This is a genomic window from Dictyobacter alpinus (assembly GCF_003967575.1).
Classification (GTDB): domain Bacteria; phylum Chloroflexota; class Ktedonobacteria; order Ktedonobacterales; family Ktedonobacteraceae; genus Dictyobacter; species Dictyobacter alpinus.
Window position 1 is genome coordinate 2,998,753 of record NZ_BIFT01000002.1, and the last position, 12,887, is coordinate 3,011,639.

At 48.2% G+C, this 12,887-nt stretch carries 10 protein-coding genes; 5 read left to right on the top strand and 5 right to left on the bottom strand.

Annotated features, from left to right (window positions below; all coding sequences use genetic code 11):
• Nucleotides 1–14: 14 nt before the first annotated feature.
• From EL633_RS34520 to EL633_RS34530, 3 genes are all read left to right on the top strand, one after another.
• Entirely contained in the window at nucleotides 15–869 is an 855-nt protein-coding gene (locus EL633_RS34520) for a carbohydrate ABC transporter permease (protein ID WP_126631746.1), read from the top strand.
• A gap of 86 nt (nucleotides 870–955) precedes the next feature.
• The gene (locus EL633_RS34525; protein WP_126631747.1) at nucleotides 956–2,302 is read left to right on the top strand and encodes an ABC transporter substrate-binding protein; all 1,347 of its coding nucleotides are present in this window, start codon (nucleotides 956–958) and stop codon (nucleotides 2,300–2,302) included.
• A 208-nt stretch (nucleotides 2,303–2,510) separates the two neighbouring features.
• Nucleotides 2,511–3,149 carry a flavin reductase family protein gene (locus EL633_RS34530; RefSeq protein WP_126631748.1) on the top strand — a complete coding sequence of 213 codons (639 nt, stop codon included), beginning with the start codon at nucleotides 2,511–2,513 and terminating at the stop codon, nucleotides 3,147–3,149.
• 49 nt (nucleotides 3,150–3,198) lie between these two features.
• On the opposite strand, the gene EL633_RS34535 is transcribed toward EL633_RS34530, so the two are convergent.
• Nucleotides 3,199–4,569 carry an acyltransferase family protein gene (locus tag EL633_RS34535; protein WP_126631749.1) on the bottom strand — a complete coding sequence of 457 codons (1,371 nt, stop codon included), beginning with the start codon at nucleotides 4,567–4,569 and terminating at the stop codon, nucleotides 3,199–3,201.
• Between the two features lie 530 nt (nucleotides 4,570–5,099).
• Between EL633_RS34535 and EL633_RS34540 the strand changes: the two genes are divergently transcribed.
• Nucleotides 5,100–6,011 (top strand): LLM class flavin-dependent oxidoreductase, encoded by a 912-nt coding sequence (locus tag EL633_RS34540; protein WP_126631750.1) that lies wholly within the window; start codon nucleotides 5,100–5,102, stop codon nucleotides 6,009–6,011.
• A gap of 35 nt (nucleotides 6,012–6,046) precedes the next feature.
• Here the strand turns inward: EL633_RS34540 and EL633_RS34545 are convergent, their stop codons facing one another.
• The gene (locus EL633_RS34545) at nucleotides 6,047–6,856 is read right to left on the bottom strand and encodes an aldo/keto reductase (RefSeq protein WP_161982691.1); all 810 of its coding nucleotides are present in this window, start codon (nucleotides 6,854–6,856) and stop codon (nucleotides 6,047–6,049) included.
• A 368-nt stretch (nucleotides 6,857–7,224) separates the two neighbouring features.
• On the opposite strand from EL633_RS34545, the gene EL633_RS34550 reads away from it, so the two are divergent.
• Complete coding sequence (locus tag EL633_RS34550) at nucleotides 7,225–7,944, top strand: MgtC/SapB family protein (protein ID WP_161982692.1); 720 nt, start codon at nucleotides 7,225–7,227, stop codon at nucleotides 7,942–7,944.
• A 127-nt stretch (nucleotides 7,945–8,071) separates the two neighbouring features.
• On the opposite strand, the gene pgi is transcribed toward EL633_RS34550, so the two are convergent.
• The 3 genes from pgi to EL633_RS34565 all read right to left on the bottom strand — a co-directional run bounded on the left by pgi (nucleotide 8,072) and on the right by EL633_RS34565 (nucleotide 12,549).
• Nucleotides 8,072–9,703 (bottom strand): glucose-6-phosphate isomerase, encoded by a 1,632-nt coding sequence (pgi, locus tag EL633_RS34555; RefSeq protein WP_126631753.1) that lies wholly within the window; start codon nucleotides 9,701–9,703, stop codon nucleotides 8,072–8,074.
• 242 nt (nucleotides 9,704–9,945) lie between these two features.
• On the bottom strand, nucleotides 9,946–10,326 hold the full coding sequence (locus EL633_RS34560; protein ID WP_126631754.1) for a response regulator: 381 nt from the start codon (nucleotides 10,324–10,326) through the stop codon (nucleotides 9,946–9,948).
• A 420-nt stretch (nucleotides 10,327–10,746) separates the two neighbouring features.
• Entirely contained in the window at nucleotides 10,747–12,549 is a 1,803-nt protein-coding gene (locus EL633_RS34565; RefSeq protein WP_161982693.1) for a helix-turn-helix domain-containing protein, read from the bottom strand.
• Between the last annotated feature and the right edge of the window lie 338 nt (nucleotides 12,550–12,887).

Genomic DNA, 12,887 nt, shown 5'->3' on the forward strand with positions numbered 1-12,887 from the left:
AGGAGTCTCGTGTTATGGCGAGCAGACGTCGAACAACCAGGGGTTGGAGCTATCAACAAACGCAGCTTGTTGTGCGCTATTTTTTCATTATCGTAGCGGCTATCTGTGCCTTTTTCCCGATCTATTGGGTGGTGATCTCATCCCTGCTTAATACGCATAGTGCCGCCGATATCGTGCCTCATTTCTGGCCAGACTGGGAATGGTCCAACTATACACGAGCCTGGAATCTCGCGCCCTGGCTGCAGTTCTTTATGAACAGCATCTTTATCGCCACCTGTACCGTTGTATTGGCTGTCCTGACCTCACTGCTGGCTGGATATGCCTTTGGCACCATGAAGTTTCCCGGTCGCACCATTTTGTTCCTGCTGGTACTGGGACTGATCATGATTCCTGGCGAGGCCACCCTGATTCCCAGTTATTTGATCGTCTCAACGCTGGGCTGGATTGATACTTACCAGGCACAGATCATTCCATATGCCGTCAGTATCTCAGGTATCTTCTTGATCCGACAATTTTTCCTGTCCCTGCCTCCTTCTCTATGGGAAGCGGCCCAACTTGATGGTTGCTCACGTTTCGGATTTCTCTGGCGCATCGCGGCCCCGCTGGCCCGACCTGCGATTGCGGTTGTCGCCCTGCAGACCTTCATCGGTAGCTGGAACGCCTTTCTCTGGCCGTATCTGGTCACCAGTTCAGATGCCCATCGACCGATCGAAGTCGGCCTGCAAGCCTTTATGAGCGGTGAAGGTGGCACCGATCCAACCGGCCTGGCAGCAGCCGCGACCTTTACCACTATACCGGTCCTGATCGTATTCTTGTTGGCCCAGCGCCAATTCATTGAAGGGATTTCAGCGGGCAGCACCAAAGGCTGATTTTTTGTGTCTTTGGACTAGCTTGCTTTCCTGATATATTTTTTTGTGTTCATTGTTTTTCTTCACACATGAAGGAAAGGAATTGTATGTATCGTAAATGGTTTCATCCAACCTTTGTTCTGCTCGTCTTGAGCATCCTGTTGTTGTCCGCCTGTGGCACAACTGCTGATAATAATAATCAGAGCAACCAGGGAGGGACAAGCAACAGCAGTGACCCAACCAGCTTTGATGCTAACAAAAAGTACTCGATCAACTTCTGGGAGGCCTTCGCGACTGGAGCCAACAAGACTGCGCTGGAAGGCCTGACCAAGCAGTATATGGACAAGCATCCAAACGTCAAAATTAATCTGCAGGCCTATGATTCATATCCAACCTTGCAGACAAAGTTGAACGCAGCCATCGCAGCCAAGAATCCTCCGGCTATCGCACAGGTCTACGAGAGCTGGGCTGTCCAATACAAACAAAACAGCAACATCGTCTCCTTGAAACCCTATTTAGATGGTAAGAATGGTATCAGCGAAACGGATCGTGCCGACTTTTATCCTTCCCTGTTAAAGGACGGCCAGATTGACGGTGAGCAGTATATGATGCCTTTCAACAAGAGTGATGAAGTCGTTTATTATAATGCTGATGTCTTGAAGAAGAATAATATTACTCCACCTACCAGCTGGGAAGAGATGTTAAAGGACCTGACCAAACTCACCAAGAGCGATGGCTCACAGTGGGGACTCTCCATAACACCGAGCGTCGATGAGTGGTCCATTTTGTATAAAGCCATGGGTGGTAAAGACTTCGTGACCACCGATGGTCAGAAAGTAGCTTTTACGCAGGACAACAACAAAACCACCGCGAAAGCCGCCCTGGATGCTCTGACCCCACTGGTTAAATCTGGTGCCGTCCATGTTACCAAGCAATATGGTTGGCAGAACGATTTCGCCTCTCAGAAAGCTGCCTTTGGCATCAGCACCGTTGCCAGCTATAGCTTCTTGAAATCCTCAATCAAAGATAGCTTTAAGTTTGATCAGGCGGCTATCCCTGGTGGTCCTGGTGGACAGTATACCGTCCTCTATGGCACCAACCTCTCGCTCTTCAAAGGCGTCAGTGATGACACCCGAGCAGTGGCCTGGGATTACCTGAAATTCCTGACTGGCAAGGAAGCCAACTCCACCTTCGTCCAGAAAACCGGCTACCTGCCCATCCGCCAGTCCGTTTATAACAGTCCTGAATTGCAGGCCTACTATGCCAAGACCCCGGCCCGTAAGGTAGGATCGGATCAGATCAACAACGCTTTTGTCGCCTCCATCCAGCCAGGCTGGCAGAAGTGCCGCGACGTCATCACCAACGGCTACACCAGCGTCCTCAACGGCCAGAGCACCTCCGATGCTGCCCTGACCAAAATGGAACAGCAGTGTAATGATGCCCTGAACGGCTAAAATCGCGTAAGCAGTAAAAGAGAGAAGGCGACCATCACAACGGTCGCCTTCTCTCTTTTGCATGTCTCAGGGGTATAGAAAGGTTGAAGTTTAAAGAGCAAGAATTGGATAGTTTTGTGGTGAGATTGAGCATATACTTGGCTTGTTGGATGATTTAGAGCAGAGCACAGAGCCCTTATTAATAGCAGGCATAGGAGTCATAAAGAATATGCATAAATGCGTTGAGCCAAGTATTTTGTATTGGGGTACGCCGGTCGTGTTGATCAGTACATTGAATGAAGATGGGACGCCAAATCTGGCGCCGATGTCTTCGGCCTGGTGGCTGGACCAATCGTGTATGCTGGGCATGAGTAGTCGCTCCAGGACAGTGAATAATCTGTTGCGTGAAAGAGAATGCGTATTGAATTTGCCTTCGGTGGACCTGGTCGCGGCGGTAAATCGCCTGGCGTTAACTACGGGGAGTAATCCTGTTCCTCCACATAAGGCAGCGCAGGGATATTGTTATGTGCCCGATAAATTTGCGTGTGCCCAACTAACTCCGGCCGTTTCAGAACTCGTCAAGGCACCATGTGTTGTTGAGTGTCCAGTACAGATGGAAGCGGTAATTGAAAAAGTGTCTGCCTTTGGTCAACCGGAGGACCATGTCCTAGCTATTGAGGCACGTATTATCCGTGTGCATGTTGAGGAACGTCTGCTGATCCCTGGCGCTAAAAACTATATTGATCCAGAAAAATGGAGCCCCTTGATTATGAATTTCTGCGAATTCTTTGGACTTGGACCCAAAATCCATCCATCAACACTGCGCAGCATTTTCGCGCCGCCTCAAGAGGCTGAGATGGCGGGATAGGAAGACCAGTACCCACCATGCGCATCCCCACATGGTGGGTAACCTGGATTTATTTATCTATCGTTTGCGTCAGGCGGCCAGGTTGGGTGCTCACGAGTTCTAGCTGTTCTGGCACGACTGGTACCTCTTTTGTTTGCAGACGAGCACGCCGGCGGCCTTCGATCGATTTGCGCCAGAGATCGCCAATTTTTATGCCGGGTTTCTCCACATATAAATAGTAGAGGATACAGAAAGGTATCAGTACAACAGCGATCCAGACCCAATGGAGTCCATACAGTAGATAGCGGTTCATTTTAGGCAAGCGGGGTACCACTTGCACCTCGAAGAGCATGATGAATGGCAGATGCCAGATGTAGAGACCATAGGAGATCAAGCCGATCCAGCGGAGCGGTTTCCAGTTAAATAGCCGCTGCAATTCACGAGGACCAAAGAGGATGGCCATAATGCAGAACAGGTAGCCGATGGAAAGGATAAACTCACTTAGCCAGTAAAAGTATGGCATGATCGGATTTAGAAGTGGCCAGGCATTCGAGCCGGGTGCTGATCGCAAATGCCAGATGGCTGAGAAGGTCAGGATAAGTATTCCCACCCCCCAGAGCCAGAGGCTTAACTGGCGTAACTTATTGGCCAATATGCCTTCGGGTGAGATATTCTGAGTATAGACATAGACAAGAGCCCCCAGCATACCCACCGCAAATTCTTCAATGTATTTGCCCGATAGCCCATAACCAAAGAAGAGTAATATCCTGGTTACACCATGGGATACGAGAAAGATAGTCGTAGGATGGATTACTAAATAGTCGCCTTCATAACGCACAGCCATGCTTATAATCATGATACCGAGCAGGCACAATGTCACCGCGTGTAGCCGCTTCTCTAAACGTACCCGCTTGACAAGCATAAGTATGCCCAGCGCCAGCAAGGGTAATATCAGATAAAATTGCCATTCGACCGCCAGGGTCCAATAAGGTCCATTTAATTTCCTGAATGTATGAGCTGAAGAATCCATAAAAAAAGTGAGAAATAAGAGTAGTGCTTTCAGGTTTTGCGACTGTAAATATTGTGGTGCAGTCAATAAGATCAATGCAATGAGTGAGATATAGTAGCCAGGGACGATGCGCATAATGCGTCGCACATAGAACGTACGAGCCAGCGGCCAGCGACCAGCCGTTAAGAGTGCTTTTGAATAGGGTAGAAAGAGGAGAAAGCCGGACAGAACAAAGAACAACGTCACCCCGGTTCCCCCGGCTAGAGCGATTGAAGCAGCCAGTGGATCTTTATGCCAATCCACAATAGTGAGGATGTTTCTATTAGTCCAATTTACATGAAAAATAATCACAATCAGAATGGCGCACCCTCGCACACCATCTAGCATAGTAATAGTATTTTTCTGTCCACCAGGTTTTTGTTCCGTAAGCATTCTTTTCCTAACTAAGCTAAACTATAACCAGCATAGGCGCCGGGTGATAAACATAACTCTTCAAAAGAATAACGCAAATAGCGCATTTTGTATACTCAGATGATACATTTGTCTGTTTGCATGACATGGATTTTCTCCACTGGTACACCTCATCTAACAAAATACTATGCAGTTCGTTGTTTGAGTAAGGCCTTACAATTTCTACTTGAAAATGAGATAGTGTTTAATTCCCACTCTCATCGTGGAGCATACAGCCCGCCGCACGCGGGCCCTGAAGGGCCCATGCTCCTTTTACGTGTGCTGTCAAAAAATGAGCAAAGCTCATTTTTTGACAGCACACGTAAAACCGTTGGAGCGCCAAAGGCGCGAAAGAACGAGCAGCGGGACATGGATTTCATGCGAATCAAACACTATTTGAAAGAGCCTTGCTGATTGTTGCTTCTACCTGACATGAGGGCGTTAGATGTGCGATACTGTTTTTATTCGTTCATTTAGCAGTGTCGCGATTAGATATATAAAGGAAAGTATTTATGGCACGTATACAGTTTGGGTTAGCTTTGCGCGCTCGTCCATTGGAAAATCAGACACCTGGCCGTTTTTTGGAGGAGACACGGAAAAATCTGGATGTAGTAGTGGAGCGCTTTGACTCGATCTGGTTTGTTGATCATGTACAGTTTAAAGATAGTCCGATTTTGGAAGGCTGGACTGCTCTGACGCATATGGCGGCTCTGTATCCAACCTTTCAGTTTGGTCATGTGGTGCTCTGCCAATCATTTCGTAATCCAGCTTTGTTGGCCAAGATGACCTCGACTGCCCAGTTTATGAGTGAGGGACGTTTTATACTGGGGGTTGGTGCGGGTTGGCATCAGGAAGAATATGATGCCTATGGCTACCCATTTCCTGGACCTGGTACGCGTGTCGAAGAGCTAGAAGAGACGCTACAGATCGTTAAAGCACTCTGGACTCAGCCCAGGGCTACTGTAAAGGGCAAGCATTATCAGGTTATTGACGCTTATTGTGAACCTAAACCTGATCCTTTGCCACTGATTATGGTTGGTGCATCTCAGCCACGTATGCTACGTCTGACCGCGCGCTATGCTGACTGGTGGAACGTCTCACAGGTTACTATTGAAGAATACCGAGAACAGGTCAAGGAGAGCGAAAAGGCTTGTCATGTGGTCGGACGAGATCCAGCTACACTAAGGCGTACCTGGTTTGGAGGTTGTCTCTGTGTTCCCGAAGGCACAGATCCCGCCAGTATTGATAGGAAGCAAATTAGCTCACCAAACCCTTTTGTAGGCACTCCCAGTCAGATCATTGAGCAGATGAAGCCATTTATTGATCTGGGCGTTGATTATTTCATGCTCAAAAACGAGGGCTTCCCTGATAGTACATCGCTACGACTGCTCGCTGAAGAGGTGCTGCCACGTCTGAATGCTTGAGAACGTGGCAGTTTTTGACCGTAGGTGATGGTTATTTATGAGCCGGCGAGGCGAGCAACCAGTTTGCGTTCGTCTGACCCAAACCAGGGAGGCGCACCGGCGCTAGCGTTTTCGATAACACGTTGAGTACGGGTAGTGGCCGGGATCGCAATGTGGCAGCGCGGATCACTGAGGATCCATTTGAGCAGGGCCTGGCCCCAGGTAGTAACACCAAAGGGGGCGAGCGGCTCCAGTTGCCGGGCAGTCGGTGGATTACGCATCAGGCTGCCCTCCCCAAAGGGACGCATCACGATCACACCCAGTCCCAAATCTGCGGCCAATGGCAGGATATCTTTCTCAACTTCACGTTGTAATGGATTATAGGGAATCTGGATTACTGAGATGCGGCCAGTCTTGATGACTTTGCGTAATTCATTAAAGGCGCTAGCGCTATAGTGGGTAGCCCCGATGGCGCGAATGTGGCCACTCTCCTTGAGGCTTTCTAGCATAGCCAGATGTTCGAGCCAGTTAGCAAGATTATGGATCTGATACACATCTATGCAGCCCCCAAAGAACTGTAATGCCCGCTTAACCTGGGCCTGTCCCTCAACGCGGCTGTTCGCCCAGACCTTTGTGGCGACAAGTGCATCCTTGCGGCGTTCGCGTAAGCTTTCGCCCAGCACCTGTTCGGCGACACCATACATCGGTGACGAATCAAAGAACGACACTCCGTTGGAAAGCGCTGTATCCACCAGCATATGAGCATTTTTCTGAGCGGGCTCGCCGCGTCCATCAAATGTGCGCCAGGTGCCCATACCGATAACTGGCACCTCTAATGCACTGGCTCCCAATGTACGATACTCCATACAATAGATCCTTTCTCTTGTGAGTTTGTAAATAGAGTATAACATCAACAATTCTAGCAGCAGTTTTTCCGCCGATAATGGAATGTTCCTGATAATCGTAAAAGGAGAAGGAGAAACTGCCGTGAAGGTATAGCAGAGGCTAGAAGTTAGAGTGGGATTTTTAGCGAACGCACAAAAAATGGAATATAATAAATTCCAGGATAAATGGAGTTATGGATGAAGTATTTATCCATGCTCACGACCTCCAACAGAGAGAGAAAGCCGATAAATAGAATGCGGCTGTGGATATTGTTTAATTTGGCCTCTACTTGTATCTCGTCCAATTGACGTAAATGGTTTCAGTAAAACTCGGCAGGAAAAAAACTGGTATGATTACATTTCCCGAAATTTTATTGCGTATGGTAGCCTCTCTGGTGTTGGGAGGATTGATTGGTTGGGAGCGAGAGTATAGCGAGCATAATACCGGTATTCGGACCAATGCGCTAATCTCGTTGGGCACTACCATGTTCACAATTATTTCTGGCTATGCCTTTCATGACCTCACCCAGATCCCACATGTCCAACTTGATCCAACGCGTATCGCCTCCTACATTATTGCTGGTATCGGCTTCCTGGGCGGGGGCTCAATCTATTTTCGCCAGGATATCCAGAAAGTCAAAGGACTGACCACCGCTGCTTCAGTCTGGGTGGTAGCGGCGATCGGTATGGCCTGTGGAGTTGGTTTTCTGCTCGAAGCTGCCATCACTACCATCATGGCCCTGATTGTCCTGATCGCGATGCGCTACCTTGAGGCCGCCGTCCTGCCATATAAGAACCGGCATGTCCATAGCATTACGATTAATAGTGATAGTGACGCAGAAGGAACCCTGATCGGCAGCATCTATGATATTCTGGACGAATTGCAGATAAACGTCATCAGCATGGATATTCACAGCAAAGCTGGTGAAGGTGAGGTTCGCCTGAGAACTTTGCGCATTGAATGCTATTGTGATGACAAACGTGTCATGGCTCAGGCCATTGACAAGCTCCATGTGCTCAAAGGGGTTATTAGTGTTAACACTTCTGTTCGCAAGAATGTTAGCGATTAATAAGATTCGTCGCTTGCGCTCTTTGCACACTCGGGCCCTAAAGGGCCCACTATAATAGTGTCACGTTGAAAAATGCGATACGTGCATTTTTCAACGTGACACTATTATGTGATGTACTTCTTTTGGCTTATTCGGCTTTGCGTTGTTGGCGGTAGCGGTTGATAAGAGTGTTGGTTGAACTGTCATGTTTGAGGTCCGGTTGTTGTGGGCTCTCCAGTTCAGGAATGATGCGGTTCGCCAGGACTTTACCGAGCTCGACGCCCCACTGATCGAAGGAATTGATGTTCCAGATTGTGCCCTGCACAAAGACTTTGTGTTCGTAGAGCGCGACCAGTTTGCCAAGCATAGCTGGTGTCAGGCGGTTCGCCAGGATGGTGTTGCTAGGGCGATTGCCTTCGAAGGTGCGATGTGGCACCTGGAAATCAGCTACGCCATCGGCGGCAACCTCTTCAGCAGTTTTCCCGAAAGCCAGGGCCTCGGTCTGGGCAAAGAAATTGGCCATCAGCAGATCATGATGTGGCTTGATGGCATTCAGTGTCTGGCTGAAGCCGATGAAATCACAGGGAATTAACTTGGTGCCCTGGTGAATCAATTGATAGAAGGCATGTTGTCCATTGGTGCCGGGTTGACCCCAAATGATTGGGCCAGTCTGGTAGTTGACTTTATTACCCTCAAGATCCACATGCTTACCATTACTCTCCATATCTAACTGCTGCAAGTAAGCACTGAAGCGTTCCAGGTATTGATCATAAGGCAGGATTGCCACAGTCTGTGCATCGAAGAAATTGTTGTACCAGACACCGATTAGGCCCAGCAAGACTGGCAGATTCTTCTCAAAAGGAGTGGTGCGGAAATGCTCATCCATAGCATGGAAGCCAGCCAGCATCTCATAGAAATGCTCAGGGCCGATTGCGATCATCAGAGAGAGACCGATGGCAGAATCATAAGAATAGCGGCCACCGACCCAATCCCAGAAGCCAAACATATTCGCGGTATCGATACCGAACTTTGAGACCTCTTTATCATTGGTAGAAACGGCCACAAAGTGTTTGGCCACCGCTGTATCATCCTTCAATGTTGCTAGCAGCCAGTTGCGTGCTGAGCGAGCATTGGTTAGTGTCTCCAGGGTTGTAAAGGTTTTAGAGGCTACGATGAACAGCGTCTCCTCAGGATTTAGATCGTGGACCGCCTCGGCGAAGTCGGTGCCATCGACATTGGAGACAAAGCGGCAGGTCAGGTTGCGATCGCTATAGTAGCGTAGGGCATCATAGGCCATGTGGGGACCGAGATCTGATCCGCCGATACCGATATTGACAATATTGCGGATGCGCTTGCCGGTAAAGCCCTTCCACTCGCCACTGCGGACCCGGTTTGAGAAGTTCGCCATCTTCTCCAGGACAGCATGGACCTCAGGAACTACATCCTCGCCATCCACTATGATTTTCTCACCCTTAGGGGCGCGCAGGGCCACATGCAGAACCGCACGTTTCTCTGTGATATTAATTTTCTCGCCGCTAAACATCGCATCAATGCGTGCGCGCAGTCCAACTTCGTCAGCCAGTTTTAGCAGTAATTGTATAGTTTCCGCCGTGACACGGTTCTTAGAATAATCAAAATATATATCTTCAGCCTCAACTGAGAAACGCTCACCGCGTTGAGCATCTTCAGCAAACAGTGTGCGTAAATGAAGGTTACTAACCTTTTTGTAGTGATCTTCGAGCGCCCTCCATGAGGGTAATGTTGTCAATCGTGTTGACATCTTTCAAGTCTCCTCTTAAAAATGACTGCTATTGGGGCCGTTAAGAATAACCGACCAATGAGAGTATATCACCCTTTGACACGTGCTGGCAGGATTTCTAGCTACACCAGAATATGTCCGGTCGCTTGTTAACGAAGCTTCCCACCTTGTTCTAGATGAGCGCTGGTCACACATATATAAATCACACACCACGATCCTGCTTGGATCGTGGTGTGTGATTTATGGAATATGTTGTAGCAGGATCAAGTATGGGCATATTGTTGATGTAGAAAGCGGTCAATCAATAAGAGTAAATCTTCAACCTCAAAAGGCTTTTCAAGTCCTACAACGTTATGCAGAAGCATTTCTTGTTGTGTGAGTAGAGCACTTAAGAAAATAACGGGAGTTTGTTGCCACTTTTCTTGCTGGCGCAATACCTGATGAAGTTCCAGCCCATTCATGTATGGTAGATGATAATCAATGATGAGGAGATCAGGCTTTACAGTATCAATACGATCAAGAGTAGCCCGGGCGCTGCTGGTTGCAAGGGTACTGTATCCTCGTTCTTGTAACAATAATTCCGAAAGCATACAGGCAGTCATCTCATCATCCTCAACAACCAGAATGGTTTTTGGGGAGTCCATTTCTTTGCTCCTCGCCTAAATATCTTTCTGAGCATTGTAATCTTGAAGTCTATGGAATTTACTGGAATACGGATTTATCATAGCATATTCTGCTCGACAATGTCCAGTATCACAACTGTTCCACAGGGCTTTTTAATTTTCCACTTCCTGGCGCCTATGGCGCCGGAGTCTGGTGTGGTGTGTGTTCTGTGGGCGGCCGCAGCCGCCCACAGAACACACACCACACCAGAAATACTCTGTATATGATTTGCCTGACAGTTACTCCCGGTTGAAAATGAAAAAGCCCTGACTGTTCCAGACTATTCTTGCAGAGTGATGTAAAAAATGTCGCATGGTGACTCACATTTTTTAACGAATCATGCATGTCTTTTTGTCTATGACCTGGTCTAGCAGGGGGATTTCCTCCCGCGTTTGGTTGGCTTAGTTCTGGTGGTTCTGGTGTGTATCTGAAGTCAGGAGGAGATATGGTGGTCTGGTATGTGAGAGGATGGCTTTGTTAAGCAATGTTTGTATTTGCTGAGTATTATTGAGGTTAGCAGTTGTAGATGCTATCTTCTCGCGTTGTTTGAGGATCTCCAGATAGCGTTGATAGAAGCGGACCATATAGCCGGGCTCATAGATGGACGTGATATCCCCATGTGTGTCCACCGGGAGTTTATTGAGTTTGGAGATGACTGTGATTGCATCAACAAAGCATTGATCTGCTCTGTTATAAGCCTTCTGCCGCACGTCTGAATCTTTGATTGAGTAAGCGATTTCTTCAGATACTTCGCCGGTTGCAAAGTAAAGTTCAGCCAGTGCCAGCAGACGGCCAGGAGATGTATCCTCAAGATCTGGGATATAGGGAAGATAGAGTTTGGGTTGAAGTGTCTTGCTGGCATGGTGGCCAGAGAGATGGACAACATCATTCAATATGGCCCAGGAAAGTGATTGATCTTCCAGAGAGCGCGAGACATGCTGACTCAGCACCGCCGCCAGAGAACTTTCCCACATCGCTGTATCTGTATCGCCTCCCAGACGCGCAATCGTCGCGCGTCGATTGTAAGAGCGAATAAAGTAAGCCAGCGCCATATAGGCAATATTTTCATGCTCAACCGATAGCTTTGGTGCTGTCTGATACAGTTCTAACAGGCGTAACAGTATTTGTCGACATTGTTCCGTCACATCATCTAGCAATACTGTGGCATTAATATGTACTGGCCGTTGTGAATCATGATCTTTCAAGAGTGCCTGATGTTGTCGCCAGGAGCAGAGATCCAGCAGAATTGCTGCCTGACTCAGGCGGGCTTGAACCTCGCCATCCCAATCGCTGCCCACCTGAAAAAGCGTTCGGCTCTGGAGAAGATATCCCAATGACTGCCGGAAATGTTCCTCAACCTTTTCTTGAGGTAGCTGGGTCAGCAAAGGCTCAATTTCAGCGCCAGCTTGAAAGAGGAAAGCGTAGGTGCTATAGCCTAATCCCAGGTAGAGCTGACCTGCAATTTTCATATTGTGGGTGGGGCGGAGATGTTTGTGGGCCTCAGTATAGTGTTGTTGCGCGGCCTCATGCTGTCCAAGCAAGCGTAGAGCATGACCACTGTGCAGTTCAATCCGAAAGAGTAGATCTGGTTGAGGGAGAGATAAAAGTTTCATCTGTTGGAGCGCGCGCAGATAATAGTTCAGAGACTGAGCATAATCGCCAAGTAAATAGGCATTGTTTCCAAGTGCATCCAGGATCATCGGCTTATATTCATTTGAGGAGAGCGCCAGAGCATATTCCAGTTGTGTCTGGGCGATCGCGAAATCTGCATGTTCCTGAGCCAGTAATCCTTTGAGTAGGACGGCTCGCGCATGCTTCTTAAGCCAGGCATCCAGGGTTGGATCGAGTGCAATCTCCGGTGTCTCCATTGAAAATGAGAAGGTATCCAGACTTTGACCTTGTTGGATCAGATTCAGCAACATAGCTGCATCTTGATCTTTCATGCGCTCATCCAATTGTTCTGCATAGGGTAGTGGAGCAAGCGTTGTCTGTTTTTGTGATTGGTCCAGCAAAGCTTCGAGCTCTTCTGCTGGTTGATTAAGTTGAAGGGCGAAGAAATGCAAGGCGGCATAGGATGGTGTAATCTGGCCGCGTTCAACCGCGCTGACATAAGATTTTGAGAATTCGGGATTGCCCAGTTCTGTTTGTGTGAGCCCCCGCTGGCGTCGTGCCTGCCGTATAAACTCTCCAATGGGCATCTGCATGGGGAGGCTCCTTTCTTCAGGCATGATTGATTAATAAGAGACACCTTGAGTGCTGTTTCCTCAAATGCCTACAGATGAAGCTAATTAGTTAACTATTATACAGGCATTTCCGAGAAATGTCAAAAAATGGAAGAAATTCGAAGAAAATTCCAGTAATTAAATAAGAGTATTTATCTAAAATTGATACTAGAACAGCTCAGATTTAGCGCTTACGTCACCAGATTGGGGAGAGACGGAGTGTGCCAGTGGTGCGGTCGCGACCGCACCACTGGCACACTCCATTTTTGGTAATTATTGCTTGTGCAGGTTGGAAGGGGGTAGCAAGTATATTATTGGTG

Excerpts from the sequence above, each read along its gene's own strand:
- EL633_RS34520 (WP_126631746.1), top strand. The coding sequence starts at position 15 with ATGGCGAGCAGACGTCGAACAACCAGGGGTTGGAGCTATCAACAAACG.
- EL633_RS34525 (WP_126631747.1), top strand. The coding sequence starts at position 956 with ATGTATCGTAAATGGTTTCATCCAACCTTTGTTCTGCTCGTCTTGAGC.
- EL633_RS34530 (WP_126631748.1), top strand. The coding sequence starts at position 2,511 with ATGCATAAATGCGTTGAGCCAAGTATTTTGTATTGGGGTACGCCGGTC.
- EL633_RS34535 (WP_126631749.1), bottom strand. The coding sequence starts at position 4,569 with ATGCTTACGGAACAAAAACCTGGTGGACAGAAAAATACTATTACTATG.
- EL633_RS34540 (WP_126631750.1), top strand. The coding sequence starts at position 5,100 with ATGGCACGTATACAGTTTGGGTTAGCTTTGCGCGCTCGTCCATTGGAA.
- EL633_RS34545 (WP_161982691.1), bottom strand. The coding sequence starts at position 6,856 with ATGGAGTATCGTACATTGGGAGCCAGTGCATTAGAGGTGCCAGTTATC.
- EL633_RS34550 (WP_161982692.1), top strand. The coding sequence starts at position 7,225 with ATGATTACATTTCCCGAAATTTTATTGCGTATGGTAGCCTCTCTGGTG.
- pgi (WP_126631753.1), bottom strand. The coding sequence starts at position 9,703 with ATGTCAACACGATTGACAACATTACCCTCATGGAGGGCGCTCGAAGAT.
- EL633_RS34560 (WP_126631754.1), bottom strand. The coding sequence starts at position 10,326 with ATGGACTCCCCAAAAACCATTCTGGTTGTTGAGGATGATGAGATGACT.
- EL633_RS34565 (WP_161982693.1), bottom strand. The coding sequence starts at position 12,549 with ATGCAGATGCCCATTGGAGAGTTTATACGGCAGGCACGACGCCAGCGG.